The organism is Pseudomonas sp. FW305-E2 (assembly GCF_058782925.1).
In genome coordinates this window covers 1-16,027 of sequence record NZ_JBYSYE010000025.1, presented here as the reverse complement: position 1 = coordinate 16,027, position 16,027 = coordinate 1, and the positions used below count along the sequence as shown (strand labels likewise).

Sequence of the window (16,027 nt, the reverse complement as noted above, 5' to 3'; positions counted from 1 at the left end):
TCACAGACCGCCGCTAGCCTGGAAGCCTATGCCGGCCGCTGTCAGCAAAGACAACGGCAGCAGCAGGGTATCGAGCAGCATGCTGCCGGGCAGATCCAGGCGCGGATACGCCGGAGCGTCCGCCCCGTAATGATCCCGCGGGCAACACCCGCCATTGATCACATACCAATCCAGCCGGGTACCGGCATACACCACCGGTGCGCCGGGCTTGTTGGCATCCAGCGTGCGCACCGTGGCGCACCCACCCAGCATCACCAGCGCCAGCAATCCCGCCAGTGCTCGCTTCAATCATCCACCCCGAAGTGGTGCTCGCCCCAACGCGGCAACATATCCTGGGGGATGTTCAGCAGGTTGAGGATACGCGCCACGACAAAGTCGACCAGGTCGTCGATGGTCTGCGGCTGGTGATAGAACCCCGGAGCCGCCGGCAAGATCACCGCGCCCATTTGCGACAGCTTGAGCATGTTTTCCAGGTGGATGGTGGAGAACGGCGCTTCGCGTGGCACCAGGATCAGCTGGCGACGCTCCTTGAGGGTGACGTCGGCAGCCCGCTCGATCAGGTTGTTGCAGGCGCCAGTGGCGATGGCCGACAAGGTGCCAGTGGAACAGGGGACCACCACCATTGCCGCCGGGGCGCCAGAACCCGAGGCTACCGGCGACATCCAGTCTTCCTTGCCATACACACGGATCTGCCCATCGGCCGCGCCGGTGTATTCCGTCAGGAAGGCCTGCATCGCCTGGGGCTTGGCCGGCAACACAACATCCGTCTCGGTGGCCATCACCAACTGTGCGGCCTTGGAGATCAGGAAGTGCACCTCGCGGTCTTCGCGTACCAGGCAATCGAGCAGGCGAAGGCCATACTGGGCACCCGAGGCGCCCGTCATGGCCAGGGTGATGCGTTCCGGCCCGTTCACTTCAGCGCCTCGGCCAGCTTGCCGTGCAGGCCGCCGAAGCCGCCGTTGCTCATGATCACCACATGGGTGCCTGGGCGAGCCTGGCCTTTGATCCGCTCGATGATCGCTTCGAGGCTGTCGGCCACCACGCTGGGTACCTTGCACTGCGCAGCGGTGGCGGCCAGGTCCCAGCCGAGGTTGGCCGGCGCATACCAGATCACCTGGTCGGCGTCGTTGACGCTTTCTGGCAGGCCGTCACGGTGGGCACCGAGTTTCATCGAGTTGGAGCGTGGCTCGATCACCGCGATCACAGGTGCCTCCCCCACCCGCTTGCGCAGGCCGTCGAGCGTGGTGGCAATGGCGGTCGGATGGTGGGCGAAGTCATCGTAGATGGTCACACCTTGTATTTCGGCAACCTTCTCCATGCGCCGCTTGACGCTCTTGAACGCACTCAGGCCGTCGATGCCCATGGCGGGCACCACGCCTACATGACGCGCTGCTGCCAAGGTAGCCAAGGCATTGGCGACGTTGTGCTGGCCGGTCAGCGCCCAGTCCACCACACCCTGCACTTCGCCCTCGAACAAGACTTCAAAGCGCGAGCCATCTGGGCTGAGCAGGCGGGCTTGCCACTGGCCGCCCTCCCCGGTGGTTTGCACAGGGGTCCAGCAGCCCATGCCGATCACACGCTCTAGCGCTTGCTCGGTGGTCGGGTGGATGACCAGGCCTTCGCTGGGGATAGTCCGCACCAGGTGGTGGAACTGCCGCTCGATCGAGGCCAGGTCCGGGAAGATGTCCGCGTGATCGAACTCAAGGTTGTTGAGGATCGCGGTACGCGGGTGATAGTGGACGAACTTCGAGCGCTTGTCGAAGAAGGCGCTGTCGTACTCGTCGGCTTCCACCACAAAGAACGGCGTGTCGCCCAAGCGGGCCGACACCGAGAAGTTCTGCGGCACGCCACCAATCAGGAAGCCCGGGCTCATGCCGGCGTGCTCCAGCACCCAGGCCAGCATGCTGCTGGTGGTGGTTTTGCCGTGAGTACCGGCAACGGCCAGCACCCAGCGGCCTTGCAGCACGTGGTCGGCCAGCCACTGCGGGCCGGAGACGTAGGGCAGGCCCTTGTTCAGCACGTATTCAACCGCGGGGTTGCCGCGCGACATGGCGTTGCCGATGACCACCAGGTCTGGCGCCGGATCCAGCTGGGCCGGGTCATAGCCTTGGGTCAGTTCGATACCCTGGGCTTCGAGTTGGGTGCTCATCGGGGGATAGACGTTGGCGTCGGAGCCAGTGACGCGGTGGCCAAGTTCCTTGGCCAGCACCGCCAGCGAACCCATGAAAGTGCCGCAAATACCGAGAATGTGAATATGCATGGTCGACCTCGCAAAACATCGAGGCAGGGTAGCCCAGGGCGCGACAAATCGCACCCGCTGTTTCGCTCAGTCGCCCCTGGTAATGCCGTGTTTGCGCAGTTTTCGATACAAGGTATTGCGGCTGATGCCCAAGTGCTCGGCAACGCGGGTGAGATGCCAGTGTTTTGCCTCCAGGACCTCCTTCAGCGCTTGCCGCTCCGCGTCGAGCAGAACCTCGGTCCCTACAGATTCACCCTCGATCTCTGCGGCACCGCCGGACCTGTGGGAGCGGGCTTGCCCGCGAACGAGGGCAACGCCCTCGCCCTCTATTGCCTGGTCGGACATCTTCGCGGGCTCGCCCGCCCCCACGGGAGGTGGGCTGGTGCGGATGACTGCGGGGAGGTCCGTAAAGGTGATGCGGGCATCTTCGCAAAGCGCCACCAGGGTACGCAGCACATTGCGCATCTGCCGCACGTTCCCCGGCCAGTTAAATGCGAGCAGCGCCTGCCGCGCCCTGGGCTCGATGTCTATGCGTTGCCCCTGCGTCTCCTGGCGTAGCAGAAAGTCCAGCAACTGCGCCTTGTCACTGCGTTCGCGCACCGCCGGCAGCGCTACCTCCAGGCCATTGAGGCGGTAATACAGGTCCTCGCGGAAACTGCCCTGTTCAACCCGTTCCAGCAGGTCACGGTGCGTAGCGCTGACGATGCGCACGTCCACCGCCTGTGGCTCTCCCCCGATCGGCACCACCTGGCGCTCCTCCAGTACCCGCAGCAGTCGGGTTTGCAGGGCAAGCGGCATATCGCCGATTTCGTCCAGCAGCAAGGTGCCGCCATCGGCCTGCAACAGCTTGCCGCGCATGCCCTCCTTGCGCGCGCCGGTAAAACTGCCGCCGCGGTACCCGAACAGCTCACTCTCGATCAGGCTTTCCGGGATAGACGCGCAGTTGATGGCGACAAACGGCTTGCCGCGCCGCTCACTGGCCTGATGCACAGCCTGGGCGAAGGCCTCCTTGCCACAGCCGGTCTCGCCGCGCAGCAGCAATGGCACATCGCGCTCGAACACCCTCACGCTGCGGCGGAAATCATTTTGCAACGCAGGGTCCAGCAGACAGACCAGCGGCTCCACTTCACCTGCGGGCCGCGGCTGGGCGGCCGGCACCGACCACACCGGCGCCCGGGCCTGCCCCCGCAGGCTGGCGAACACCTGGCGACCGTCCAGGGTGCGCAGCGGCCAGGCAGTACTGCCGCCGGGCGTGGCACGGCTGAACATTTCGTCATGGCTGCACGCGAAAAAGCACGTCAACGGTTTGCCCAGCACGCCGCCCCGTACCGTGCCCAGCAGGTTCAGTGCGCTTTGGTTGGCAGCGCAAATGCGCCCATCGCCGTCGAACGCCAGCAAGCCTTCGCTGAACAGGCCGACCGACTCGGCTTGCAGGTGAAAACGCAATAACCATTGCTGCTCGAAATGGCGCAGGAAATAGCAGCTTTCGATCATCTTTGCCGACAGGTTGACCAACGCCATGGTGTGGAACTGGCTTTGCCGCGATACGTCGGGGCGCGCAGAGGACACGTCGAGTACCGCCAGCAGGTCGCCATGCGGGTCGAACACCGGGCTGGCCGAGCAGGTCAGCCCGGTGTGACGGCCACGAAAGTGCTCGTTTTGATGGATGGTCAGCGCCTGGCGCTCGACCAGGCAGGTGCCGATGCCATTGGTGCCCTCGCGCGCCTCGCTCCAGTCAGCGCCCAACCACAGTCCCGCACGCTCGAAGCTGCGCCGCTCGGTGGGGGCACTGACGCAATTGAGGATCACCCCACGGGCGTCGGTCAGCAGCACCGCGTGGCCTGCGCCGGAAAGCTGCTGGTGCAGGCTGTTCATTTCATGGTCGGCAATTTGCAGCACCTGATGCAGGCGCTCGCGGCTTTCCAGCAGGCGCCCATGCTCAAGCACCACCGGCGCTTCGATCACCGCCGGGTCGAGGTGGTAATCCTCCAGGCAGCGCAGCCAGGAGCGGGCGATGGACGGGTCACTGCCGCCCTCCCCGGCCCCACCATGGGCAACGCTATGCACCTGCCGGGCATGGCGCGTGAAGTGATTGCTCTGCATTGTTGTAATTCTCCGCAGATAGAGCGTCAGCCCAGCATCCTCCACCCGGGTAGGCTTTGCAATGCACACGCCTGTGATGTGTCGCAAACGGCACAAAATGTCACCCCAGGCGTACCGGCACCGGTACAGCGGCCCTTGATCAGCCCCGTAAAAATGACTCAAGTCATTGATTTGCCTGGCGTGGCCAACACTGGCCCAACCCTTGCTCTATGCTTTCCAACTCCCTAAAAAGCACAATACCAAGGAGACACACCATGCGTTATGCACATCCCGGTACCGAAGGCGCGAAGGTTTCCTTCAAGAGCCGCTACGGCAACTACATCGGTGGTGAGTTCGTTACTCCGGTAAAGGGGCAGTACTTCGAAAATACCTCCCCGGTGAATGGCAAGCTGATCGCTGAATTCCCCCGCTCTACTGCCGAAGACATCGAGAAGGCCCTGGATGCCGCTCATGCTGCGGCCGACGCCTGGGGCCGCACTTCAGTGCAGGATCGCTCCAACGTGCTGCTGAAGATCGCCGACCGTATCGAGCAGAACCTCGAATTGCTGGCCATCACCGAAACCTGGGACAACGGTAAGCCGATCCGCGAAACCCTCAACGCCGACATTCCGCTGGCGGTCGACCACTTCCGCTATTTCGCTGGCTGCATCCGCGCCCAGGAAGGCGGCGCTGCCGAAATCAATGAAGGCACCGTGGCCTACCACATCCACGAGCCACTGGGCGTGGTCGGGCAGATCATCCCCTGGAACTTCCCGATCCTGATGGCTGCCTGGAAGCTTGCCCCGGCACTGGCCGCTGGTAACTGCGTGGTGCTCAAGCCTGCCGAACAGACGCCGCTGGGCATCACCGTGCTGCTCGAAGTCATTGGCGACCTGCTGCCACCTGGCGTGCTCAACGTCGTGCAAGGCTATGGCCGCGAAGCCGGTGAAGCCCTGGCCACCAGCAAACGCATCGCCAAGATCGCCTTCACCGGCTCTACCCCGGTCGGCTCGCACATCATGAAATGCGCCGCCGAGAACATCATCCCGTCAACCGTCGAACTGGGTGGCAAGTCGCCGAACGTGTACTTCGAAGACATCATGCAGGCCGAGCCAAGCTTCATCGAGAAGGCGGCAGAAGGCATGGTGCTGGCGTTCTTCAACCAGGGCGAAGTGTGCACCTGCCCGTCGCGAGCCCTGGTGCAAGAGTCGATCTATCCGCAGTTCATGGAAGTGGTGATGAAGAAGGTGCTGCAGATCAAGCGCGGCGACCCGCTGGACACCGACACCATGGTCGGCGCCCAGGCCTCGCAGCAGCAGTTCGAAAAGATCCTCTCGTACCTGCAGATCGCCCAGGACGAAGGCGCCGAGTTGCTCACCGGCGGCAAGGTCGAGAAGCTGGAAGGTTCGCTGGCTACCGGTTACTACATCCAGCCGACCCTGCTCAAGGGCAACAACAAGATGCGCGTGTTCCAGGAAGAAATCTTCGGCCCGGTGGTCAGCGTCACCACCTTCAAGGACGAAGCCGAAGCACTGGCGATTGCCAACGACACCGAGTTCGGCCTGGGCGCTGGCGTGTGGACCCGCGACATCAACCGTGCCTACCGCATGGGCCGCGGCATCAAGGCTGGCCGTGTGTGGACCAACTGCTACCACCTGTACCCGGCGCATGCCGCGTTCGGCGGTTACAAGAAGTCGGGGGTTGGGCGTGAGACGCACAAGATGATGCTGGATCACTATCAGCAGACCAAGAACCTGCTGGTGAGCTACGACATCAATCCGTTGGGCTTCTTCTAGACCGCGTCGCCTTCTTCGCGGGTAAACCCGCTCCTACAGGTCCTGCGCGAGTCTTGAATGTTGCGCAATCCCTGTAGAAGCGGGTTCACCCGCGGAGCGGCCAGGCCGGCATACCTTAAACCCAGGGCGGTAACCGTGCACCAACCGCTCTGGCTCGCTTCCTGCAGCACCCATCACCATCGGCCCGGAACCCTTCCGGCCACCAAGAAAAAAAACAGGTGAATCTATGCCAAGCGAACATTCCGCCGGATCGCCGGCAGGCTCTTCCGTCGACTTCGAGAAAGTCGGCTCTGACTATTTCCAGCAACGTGAACTGAAAAAAGGCGCCGCCGGCTGGGTACTGCTGGTCGGCCTGGGCGTGGCGTACGTCATTTCCGGCGATTACGCCGGCTGGAACTTCGGCCTGGCGCAGGGCGGCTGGGGCGGCATGTTCCTGGCCACCTTGCTGATGGCAACCATGTACCTGTGCATGTGCTTCTCGCTGGCCGAACTGTCGTCGATGATCCCCACCGCTGGCGGCGGCTATGGCTTTGCCCGCAGTGCCTTCGGCCCCTGGGGCGGCTTTTTGACCGGCACGGCGATCCTGATCGAATACGCCATCGCCCCTGCCGCCATCGCGGTGTTCATCGGCGCCTACTGCCAATCGCTGTTCGGTATCGGCGGCTGGATGATCTACCTGGCGTTCTACATCGTGTTCATCAGCATCCACATTTTCGGCGTGGGTGAGGCACTGAAGCTGATGTTCATCATCACCGCCATCGCCGCCATTGCCCTGGCCGTATTCCTGATAGGCATGGTGCCCCATTTTGATGCAGCCAACCTGTTCGACATCGCCAAAACGGACGCCGTCGGCGCCAGCAGCTTCCTGCCGTTTGGCTATGTCGGCGTGTGGGCAGCCATCCCCTACGCCATCTGGTTCTTCCTTGCCGTCGAGGGCGTGCCGCTGGCCGCAGAAGAAACCAAGAACCCCAAGCGTGACCTGCCACGCGGCCTGATCGGCGCCATGCTGGTACTGCTGGCCTTCGCCTTGCTGATCCTGGTGGTCGGCCCAGGCGGCGCAGGCTCCGAGGCGCTGAAGGCCTCCGGTAACCCGCTGGTCGAAGCCCTGTCGAAGGCCTACGGCGGCTCCACCTGGATGGGCGGGTTCGTCAACCTGGTCGGTCTGGCCGGGCTGATCGCCAGCTTCTTCTCGATCATCTATGCCTATTCCCGGCAGATCTTCGCCCTGTCCCGCGCCGGTTACCTGCCGCGCAAACTGTCGGAAACCAACAAGAGCAAGGCCCCGGTACTGGCCTTGGTCATCCCTGGCATCATCGGGTTTGCCCTGTCGCTGACGGGCCAGGGTGACTTGCTGATCCTGGTGGCAGTGTTTGGCGCTACCCTGTCTTACGTGCTGATGATGGCTGCGCACATCACCCTGCGCATCCGCCGGCCAAAGATGGAACGCCCCTACCGCACCCCGGGTGGCATCTTCACATCCGGCCTGGCGCTGGTGCTGGCGTGCATCGCCGTGGTCGCCGGATTCCTGGTTGACCCGCGGGTAGTCATTGGCGCTGCAGTGATCTATGCGGTATTAATTGCCTACTTTGCTTTCTACAGCCGCCACCACCTGGTTGCGGGCACACCGGAAGAGGAATTCGCCGCGATCCAGAAGGCCGAAGAGGCCCTGCACTGATCGCCGCCACCCGCCGCGGGGCAACCCGCGGCTCTGGAGATTCTGTATGGCAAGTTTCGTACACACGGTCGGCCACTTGGTCTACCGCTTCGACAGCCTCAAGGACGTGATGGCCAAGGCCAGCCCGGCACGCTCCGGGGACTGCCTGGCAGGTGTCGCGGCCAGCAACGACGGTGAGCGCGTCGCCGCGCAGATGGCGTTGGCCAATATTCCGCTGACGCACTTTCTCAATGAAGCACTGATCCCTTACGAAGCAGATGAAGTGACCCGCCTGATCATCGACACCCACGATGCCCAGGCCTTCGCCCCGGTCAGCCACCTGACCGTGGGTGGCCTGCGCGACTGGCTGCTGAGCGAGGAAGCCAACGAAGACAGCCTGCGCGCCCTGGCGCCCGGGTTGACCCCGGAAATGGCCGCTGCCGTTTCGAAGATCATGCGCGTGCAGGACCTGGTGCTGGTGGCGCAGAAAATCCGCGTGGTCACCCGGTTCCGCGGCACCATGGGCCTGCGCGGGCGCCTGTCGACCCGGCTGCAACCCAACCACCCGACGGACGAACCGGCCGGTATTGCCGCCAGCATTCTCGACGGTTTGCTGTACGGCAACGGCGACGCCATGATCGGCATCAACCCGGCCACCGACAGCATCGCTTCGATCTGCGCCCTGCTGGAAATGCTCGACGCCATCATCCAGCGCTACGACATCCCCACCCAGTCCTGCGTGCTGACCCACGTCACCACCTCGATCGAAGCGATCAACCGCGGCGTGCCACTGGACCTGGTGTTCCAGTCCATCGCCGGAACCGAGGCGGCCAACGCCGGCTTCGGCATCAACCTGAACGTGTTGCAGGAAGGCTACGAAGCAGGGCTGTCGCTGAAACGTGGCACCCTCGGGCAGAACCTGATGTATTTCGAAACCGGCCAGGGCAGCGCGCTCTCGGCCAACGCCCACCACGGCGTCGACCAGCAGACCTGCGAAACCCGCGCCTATGCCGTGGCTCGCCACTTCAAGCCGTTCCTGGTCAACACCGTGGTCGGTTTCATTGGCCCGGAATACCTCTACAACGGCAAGCAGATCATCCGCGCTGGCCTCGAAGACCATTTCTGCGGCAAGCTGCTAGGCGTGCCGATGGGTTGCGATATCTGCTACACCAACCATGCCGAAGCCGATCAAGACGACATGGACACCTTGCTGACGCTGCTGGGTGTGGCCGGCATCAACTTCATCATGGGCATCCCCGGCTCCGACGACATCATGCTCAACTACCAGACCACCTCGTTCCACGACGCGTTGTACGCGCGCCAGACCCTGGGCCTGAAGCCCGGCCCGGAATTCGAGGCATGGCTGGCCCGCACCGGCATCTTCACCCAGGCCGATGGCCGGGTGCGCTTCGGTGACAACCTGCCGCCGGCGTTCCGCCAGGCCTTGGCACAGCTTGCATAGGGACGACCATGGACCATCGCACGCCTACCCCCGACAACCCTTGGCTGGCCCTGCGCAACCTGACCCCGGCGCGCATCGCCCTGGGCCGCACCGGCACCAGCCTGCCGACCGGGGCGCAGCTGGACTTCCAGTTCGCCCATGCCCAGGCACGAGATGCCGTGCACCTGGCTTTCGACCACGCCGGCCTGGCCAGCCAGCTGAGTGACCGCGGGCGCGAAAGCCTGGTGTTGCACAGCGCTGCCAGCGACCGCCACCAGTACCTGCAGCGCCCGGACCTTGGACGGCGGCTGAACGAAGACTCGATTACGACGCTTCGCCAGCACGCCCAGGCCAACCCCGGCGGCGTCGATCTGGCCATCGTGGTGGCTGACGGCCTCTCGGCACTGGCCGTGCATCGCCACACGCTACCGTTCCTGACCCGCTTCGACGAACAGGCTGCCGCCGACGGCTGGACCAGCGCCCCGGTGGTACTGGTGCAGCAGGGCCGCGTGGCAGTGGCCGACGAGGTCGGCGAGCTGCTGGGCGCCCGGATGACGGTGATGCTGATCGGCGAGCGCCCGGGGCTGAGCTCGCCCGACAGCCTTGGCCTGTATTTCACTTACGCACCCAAGGTTGGCCTGACCGATGCCTACCGCAACTGCATTTCCAATATCCGCCTGGAGGGGCTGAGCTATGGCATGGCGGCGCACCGCCTGTTGTACCTGATGCGCGAAGCCTGCCGGCGCCAGCTTTCCGGGGTGAATCTGAAGGACGAAGCCGAGGTCCATAGCCTGGAGAATGAAGACAGCGCCAGCCAGAAAGGTAACTTCCTGCTCGGCAAAGAGTAAAAAACCTGTCACGGAAGGCGGATTGCACTTGTGCCGTGCATTGGGCAGCATGCCCTTGAACGCTGCTGGCATTCCGCTGTTTCCCAAATGGACTCTGAGGGCCGCACATGCGCATCATCAAAGCAACCCTGGAACACCTCGACCTGCTCACCCCATTGTTCGTCAAATACCGTGAGTTCTACGGGCAACTGCCCTACCCCGACAGCTCGCGCAGCTTTTTGGAAAAGCGCCTGAAGCGGGACGAATCGGTGATTTACCTGGCACTTCCGGATGATGACGACGGCAAACTGCTGGGCTTTTGCCAGCTGTACCCAAGCTACTCGTCGCTGTCGTTGAAGCGGGTATGGATTCTCAACGATATCTATGTAGCCGAGGACTCCCGGCGCATGCTGGTCGCCGACCACCTGATTCGCGAAGCGAAGAAAATGGCCAAAGAGACCAATGCCGTGCGCATGCGCGTGTCAACCAGCGCGAACAATGAAGTGGCGCACAAGACTTACGAATCCATCGGGTTTCGTGAGGATACCGAGTTCAAGAGCTACATCCTGCCAATCAGCCAGGATTGACCGGCACCGCCCGCTTCCACAAGCAAGGTAGTGATCCTTGTGGGAGCGGGCATGCCCGCGAAGCGGTTGGCAAAGGAATACCCCTCTACCGTAACCCCCCGCTACAAACTCTCCGGGCATGTTCCTGACTTAGCCGTATAATGGCTCACCTGTCATGTGTGAAAATTTACCCTCCCCCCGGTAACCAAGCCTACGCCCAAGAACACAGGTGCTGTACATGGATTTCAACCCGCTGGACCTTATCCTGCATCTCGATGCCTACCTCGATCTGCTGGTCACCAATTACGGTCCCTGGATCTACGCCATCCTGTTCACCGTGATCTTCTGCGAAACCGGCCTGGTAGTGATGCCATTCCTGCCAGGCGACTCGCTGCTGTTCATCGCCGGCGCCGTGGCGGCGGGTGGCGGCATGGACCCGGTGCTGCTGGCCGGCCTGCTGATGGCCGCTGCAATCCTGGGCGACAGCACCAATTACGTGATAGGCCGAACAGCCGGCGAGCGTTTGTTCAACAACCCTAACTCCAAGATCTTCCGCCGCGACTACCTGCAGCGTACCCACGATTTCTATGAACGCCATGGCGGCAAGACCGTGACCATGGCGCGCTTCCTGCCCATCTTGCGCACCTTCGCACCGTTCGTCGCGGGCATCGCTCACATGCACTATCCACGCTTCCTCGGCTTCAGCGTTGCCGGTTCGCTGCTTTGGGTCGGCGGCCTGGTCACCTTGGGCTACTTCTTCGGCAACGTGCCGTTCATCAAGCAGCACCTGTCGCTGATGGTGGTGGGCATCATCATCCTGTCGCTGGTGCCGATGATTCTCGGCTTGCTGCGTGGGCGCCTGGGCCGTACGGCCAAGGCTCACTGAACAGGTAAAGAACAAACGGCATGTGGTCATTCAGCGCCTGGCGGCGCAAGCGTACTCTGGCGCGTTACCCGATCACGCCACAGCAATGGCAGGCCGTACGCGAGCGGCTGCCGATGCTGGACGGCATCAGCGACGCTGAAGACCGCTGGCTGCGCGAAGCCTGCATCCTGTTCCTGCTCGACAAACACCTCACCTGCCTGCCCGGTGTCGAGCTGGACGACGAGCAGCGCCTGATGCTGGCCGCCCAGGCACAGTTACCGCTGCTTCACCTGGGTGAGCTGAACTGGTACCAGGGTTTCCACGAAATCATCCTGTACCCCGACGACTTCAAGAGCCCCCAGCGCCACCGCGATGCCAGCGGCGTGGAGCATGTGTGGGACGGCGAACACAGCGGCGAGGCGTGGCAGCAGGGGCCGATCATCCTGGCCTGGAACGGCGTGCAGGCCAGTGGTGGCTGGGAGGCTTACAACCTGGTCATCCATGAGCTGGCGCACAAGCTCGACATGCTCAATGGCGATGCCAACGGCCTGCCACCGCTGCACAGCAGCATGCCCGTTGATGAGTGGGCAACAGCCATGCAGCAGGCCTACGACGACCTCAACCAGCAACTGGACGCCAACCCCGACGCCGAAACCGCCATCGACCCCTACGCTGCGGAAAACCCGGCAGAGTTCTTTGCCGTTACCAGCGAGTACTTCTTTAGTGCCCCCGACCTGCTTCATCAGGCTTATCCACAGGTCTACCGCCAGTTGTCGCTGTTCTACCGGCAAGACCCGCTGGCGCGCCTGTGCCAGCTGCAGGCGGAACACCCCGAGTACCGCGAAAGCCACGCCTGACGGGCCCGCACATCAGGCCAAGCGTGGCATGCCCCGGCAGAATGTGCCTATAATCGCCGCCACTTTTTGGTCAAACACGGGGGCACTGCCCAATGAGCTACAGCAAGATTCCGGCGGGCAAAGACCTGCCGAACGACATCTACGTCGCCATCGAGATCCCGGCCAACCACGCGCCGATCAAATACGAAATCGACAAGGACAGCGACACGCTGTTCGTCGACCGTTTCATGGCTACCCCAATGTTCTACCCAGCCAACTATGGCTTCATCCCGAACACCCTGGCTGACGACGGTGACCCGCTGGACGTGCTGGTGGTTACCCCTTACCCAGTGGCCCCAGGCTCGGTTATCCGCGCCCGTCCGGTTGGCGTGCTGAACATGACCGACGACGGTGGCGGCGACGCCAAGGTCATCGCTGTTCCTCACGACAAGCTGTCGCAGCTGTACGTTGACGTCAAGGAATACACCGACCTGCCAGCCCTGCTGATCCAGCAGATCGAGCACTTCTTTGCCAACTACAAAGATCTCGAGAAGGGCAAGTGGGTCAAGATCGAAGGCTGGGAAGGCGCCGACGCCGCCCGTGCCGCGATCACCAAATCGGTCGCTGCCTACAAGGGCTGATTCCGATTGCAGGAGAAACCCCGCTTAGGCGGGGTTTTTTTATGCAGGAATGGGCAATACGCACATTACTGGTAATAAATCCTACGCCGTCCTACACCAGAGCCTTACAAACAACCACTTTTCATACAAACCCCGTCAACATCCGGTTCATATCCTGTCTGGCAATTCGCCGCTACACTCGCCGCCATGAACACTTCCGGCGACCGCCTCAGGGCCCTGCTCCAAGAATGTGGCCTGACCCCTTCCGATTTCGCCGCCCAGCGCAGCGTCACAGCACAGCACGTCAACAACTGGTTCAAACGCGGTGTACCTTTGGCCCGGCTGGACGAACTGGCCGATCTGTTCTGTGTGCACCGACGTTGGCTGCGCACCGGTGAAGGCCCCAAACACCCCAATCCACTCCTGCGCAACGGCCTTCCACGGCCAGTGCCCGCCAACCCGCTTACCCCGCTGTCGGGCCATCGTGGCCGGTTATTGAAGGTGCCCTACTACGAAGTGAGCAACGGCTTGCTGTCGCCAGTGAGCAGCAAGCACTTGCGCTTGCCGGCAAAAGCCCTGAAGGGTTTGGGTGTGCAAGCCGGCAACGCAATCTGCCTGGCAATGCCGGCCAGCAACATGCTCCCGCTGATTCCCCTGGAAGCTACCCTGGCCATTGATCTGGGCATGACCCAGGTGGTCGAGGGCGAAACCTATGCCCTGCTGCAAAACGGCATGCTCAGGGTAAACAACCTCAGTCTTGGCCCGCACGACACCCTGTACCTGCACAGCCATGACCGGCGCAACTACACGGTCGAACGCTACACCGCTGCCCAGCGTCAGGCGCAGGGCCTGGAAATTCTTGGCTGGGTGTTCCACTGGTCACATTTCCGCCAGCAGCGGCCCAGTTGAAGCGCCCTGGGCAATTTTTTGCTGGGCATCCGCCGCCCGCCCTTGTATGCTACGCCGCACATTAAGCCCCGACCGGCGCGAGCCGCGTTCCAGAGGGCTCGGCGATATCCCACACGGGCATCTGCCATCTCTTTCAGGCCCTTGATGGCCACACAGTTAAGGCGATTGCGGCTTACCATAAATTAGTCGGAAGCGTCCCCGAGAAGCCGGCCACAAGCCGGCTTTTTAATTCCTAACCCTCTGAAGTAAAAGAGAATTTGTGCTAGGCCAAGGTCAGCCCATGCTCTGTCAAAGCACATCCCCCGCATCTATCTGTGCCAAGTCGGCATGAGAGTGAAGGCAAGCTATTTCTCACTTGGCCTGAAAATCTCGGGATAGCATCGTCGAAGCCATTGACGGCTCAATAGCTTGATCATCTCAGAACTGTCGAGCAGCGTGATACACGACGGAATCGCGTCAGCATTTCATCGTAGTTTGTGAGTGATTGCGTATTGAGTCGCAAGCGAAGTGCTGTTCCTTGGTACGAGGTTACCCGGTCTTCTTTACCCGTTGCGCCAAGGAGAAGCCCTGCCCATTACTCGCAATGAAGAAATTGCCCCCTGCTCTTGGCCCTTTCAGTTTGCAGCAAGTAACGCAACCAATGTGAAGCTGACAGAAAAGTAATGTCGGGCTCAGTTATCTGACAGCATCAGGTAGCTAGATTGTCCTTGAGCATAGCGCCATCAGGCCTGTCCGCTTGATTAGGAAGGCAAGCAAACCGGCACACGAGTTGCTGAGACGCGCTTCCAAAAATGTAATTACCCCAGCATCAAAACGATGGCAGCGTCGAGCTTCTTTCCCCCGTAAAGCTTGTGCTCTTTTGAACGTCGTCGAGGCTGATGGGAGCGCTATTGAAACCGTAGGTTGCTACATCCAGCAGCCTGGACACCAGCAATCCATATGAGTGGGCGCAACGGCATGCAAAGCAAAACCACCAGACGCTCCTTCGTCAAAGGCCTGGCTGCTACCGGAATACTCGGCGGGTTGAGCATGTGGCGCATGCCAGTGTGGGCGTTGACCAGTCCTGGCCAGCCGAATGTGCTGACGGGCACCGACTTTGATCTCTACATCGGTGAACTGCCGGTGAATATCACGGGTGCAAAACGGACAGCCATGGCAATCAATGGTTCTGTACCTGGCCCAACGCTTCGGTGGCGTGAAGGCGATATCGTTACGCTTCGTGTGCGCAACCGCTTGAAACAGGACACCTCGATCCACTGGCACGGCATCATCCTGCCGGCGAACATGGACGGTGTCCCAGGCCTGAGCTTCCATGGCATCGCACCAGATGGCATGTATGAGTACAAGTTCAAACTCCATCAAAACGGCACCTACTGGTACCACAGCCACTCTGGCTTCCAGGAGCAAGTCGGGGTGTATGGCGCACTGGTCATCGACGCGAAAGAACCCGAGCCTTTCGCCTATGACCGGGATTACGTGGTTATGCTCAGCGACTGGACGGATGAGGACCCTGCCCACGTTCTATCCAAGCTTAAGAAGCAGTCTGACTACTACAACTTCCACAAGCGGACCGTGGGTGACTTCGTCAACGACGTAAGCGAAATGGGCTGGTCTGCTGCGATGGCCGATCGCAAGATGTGGGCCGAGATGAAGATGAGCCCCACTGATCTCGCGGATGTGAGCGGGTATACCTACACCTACCTCATGAACGGCCAGGCTCCGGATGGAAATTGGACGGGTGTTTTCAAGCCTGGCGAGAAAATCCGGCTTCGGTTCATCAACGGCTCCGCCATGACGTATTTCGATGTACGCATTCCTGGCCTGAAAATGACAGTGGTTGCAGCGGATGGGCAGTATGTCCATCCGGTCTCGGTCGACGAGTTCCGTATCGCAGTAGCCGAAACCTACGATGTCATTGTTGAGCCAGAAGACGAACAGGCATACACCATCTTCGCTCAATCCATGGACCGTACGGGCTTTTCCAGGGGCACCTTGGCCATCCGTGAAGGCTTGCAAGCTGCTGTTCCAACCGTTGACCCACGCCCCCTCATTTCCATGAATGATATGGGCATGGACCACAGCAGCATGGCCGGCATGGATCACAGCAAAATGGCTGGCACGGACCACGGCAGCATGGCCGGCATGGATCACAGCAAAATGGCTGGCACGGACCACGGCAGCATGGCCGGCAT

14 protein-coding genes are annotated in these 16,027 nt (G+C 61.8%); 10 read left to right on the top strand and 4 right to left on the bottom strand.

Features of this window, described 5'->3' with window-relative positions; translation table 11 throughout:
- The 4 genes from AC3WLP_RS18060 to AC3WLP_RS18045 form a co-directional block, all read right to left on the bottom strand.
- On the bottom strand, window positions 1-288 hold the full coding sequence (locus AC3WLP_RS18060) for a YceK/YidQ family lipoprotein (RefSeq protein ID WP_004577011.1): 288 nt from the start codon (window positions 286-288) through the stop codon (window positions 1-3).
- Entirely contained in the window at window positions 285-914 is a 630-nt protein-coding gene (gene ubiX, locus AC3WLP_RS18055) for a flavin prenyltransferase UbiX (protein ID WP_003255348.1), read from the bottom strand. The genes AC3WLP_RS18060 and ubiX overlap by 4 nt, the downstream gene beginning before the upstream one ends.
- A complete protein-coding gene (mpl, locus tag AC3WLP_RS18050; protein WP_088513625.1) occupies window positions 911-2,260 on the bottom strand; it encodes a UDP-N-acetylmuramate:L-alanyl-gamma-D-glutamyl-meso-diaminopimelate ligase in 1,350 nt (449 codons plus the stop codon). The genes ubiX and mpl overlap by 4 nt, the downstream gene beginning before the upstream one ends.
- Before the next feature lie 66 nt (window positions 2,261-2,326).
- Window positions 2,327-4,342, bottom strand: a complete 2,016-nt coding sequence (locus AC3WLP_RS18045; protein WP_088513624.1) for a sigma-54-dependent Fis family transcriptional regulator — start codon at window positions 4,340-4,342, stop codon at window positions 2,327-2,329.
- Window positions 4,343-4,596: 254 nt separating this feature from the next.
- Between AC3WLP_RS18045 and exaC the strand changes: the two genes are divergently transcribed.
- From exaC to AC3WLP_RS17995, 10 genes are all read left to right on the top strand, one after another.
- The gene (exaC, locus tag AC3WLP_RS18040) at window positions 4,597-6,117 is read left to right on the top strand and encodes an acetaldehyde dehydrogenase ExaC (protein WP_004577014.1); all 1,521 of its coding nucleotides are present in this window, start codon (window positions 4,597-4,599) and stop codon (window positions 6,115-6,117) included.
- A gap of 226 nt (window positions 6,118-6,343) precedes the next feature.
- Window positions 6,344-7,792, top strand: a complete 1,449-nt coding sequence (gene eat / locus AC3WLP_RS18035) for an ethanolamine permease (RefSeq protein ID WP_003255355.1) — start codon at window positions 6,344-6,346, stop codon at window positions 7,790-7,792.
- A 46-nt stretch (window positions 7,793-7,838) separates the two neighbouring features.
- Window positions 7,839-9,233 carry an ethanolamine ammonia-lyase subunit EutB gene (locus AC3WLP_RS18030; protein ID WP_003255356.1) on the top strand — a complete coding sequence of 465 codons (1,395 nt, stop codon included), beginning with the start codon at window positions 7,839-7,841 and terminating at the stop codon, window positions 9,231-9,233.
- Between the two features lie 8 nt (window positions 9,234-9,241).
- Window positions 9,242-10,060 (top strand): ethanolamine ammonia-lyase subunit EutC, encoded by an 819-nt coding sequence (gene eutC, locus AC3WLP_RS18025; RefSeq protein ID WP_003255358.1) that lies wholly within the window; start codon window positions 9,242-9,244, stop codon window positions 10,058-10,060.
- Between the two features lie 107 nt (window positions 10,061-10,167).
- Window positions 10,168-10,626 (top strand): GNAT family N-acetyltransferase, encoded by a 459-nt coding sequence (locus tag AC3WLP_RS18020; protein ID WP_003255360.1) that lies wholly within the window; start codon window positions 10,168-10,170, stop codon window positions 10,624-10,626.
- Between the two features lie 217 nt (window positions 10,627-10,843).
- On the top strand, window positions 10,844-11,491 hold the full coding sequence (locus tag AC3WLP_RS18015) for a DedA family protein (protein WP_003255361.1): 648 nt from the start codon (window positions 10,844-10,846) through the stop codon (window positions 11,489-11,491).
- 20 nt (window positions 11,492-11,511) lie between these two features.
- Window positions 11,512-12,327: a M90 family metallopeptidase gene (locus AC3WLP_RS18010; RefSeq protein WP_060538986.1), complete on the top strand. Its 816-nt coding sequence runs from the start codon at window positions 11,512-11,514 to the stop codon at window positions 12,325-12,327.
- A 92-nt stretch (window positions 12,328-12,419) separates the two neighbouring features.
- Window positions 12,420-12,947: an inorganic diphosphatase gene (ppa, locus tag AC3WLP_RS18005; protein WP_003255365.1), complete on the top strand. Its 528-nt coding sequence runs from the start codon at window positions 12,420-12,422 to the stop codon at window positions 12,945-12,947.
- Between the two features lie 186 nt (window positions 12,948-13,133).
- On the top strand, window positions 13,134-13,835 hold the full coding sequence (locus AC3WLP_RS18000; protein ID WP_004577015.1) for a LexA family transcriptional regulator: 702 nt from the start codon (window positions 13,134-13,136) through the stop codon (window positions 13,833-13,835).
- A gap of 957 nt (window positions 13,836-14,792) precedes the next feature.
- The coding region (locus tag AC3WLP_RS17995; protein ID WP_146039859.1) for a copper resistance system multicopper oxidase at window positions 14,793-16,027 on the top strand (1,235 nt) is incomplete at its 3' end.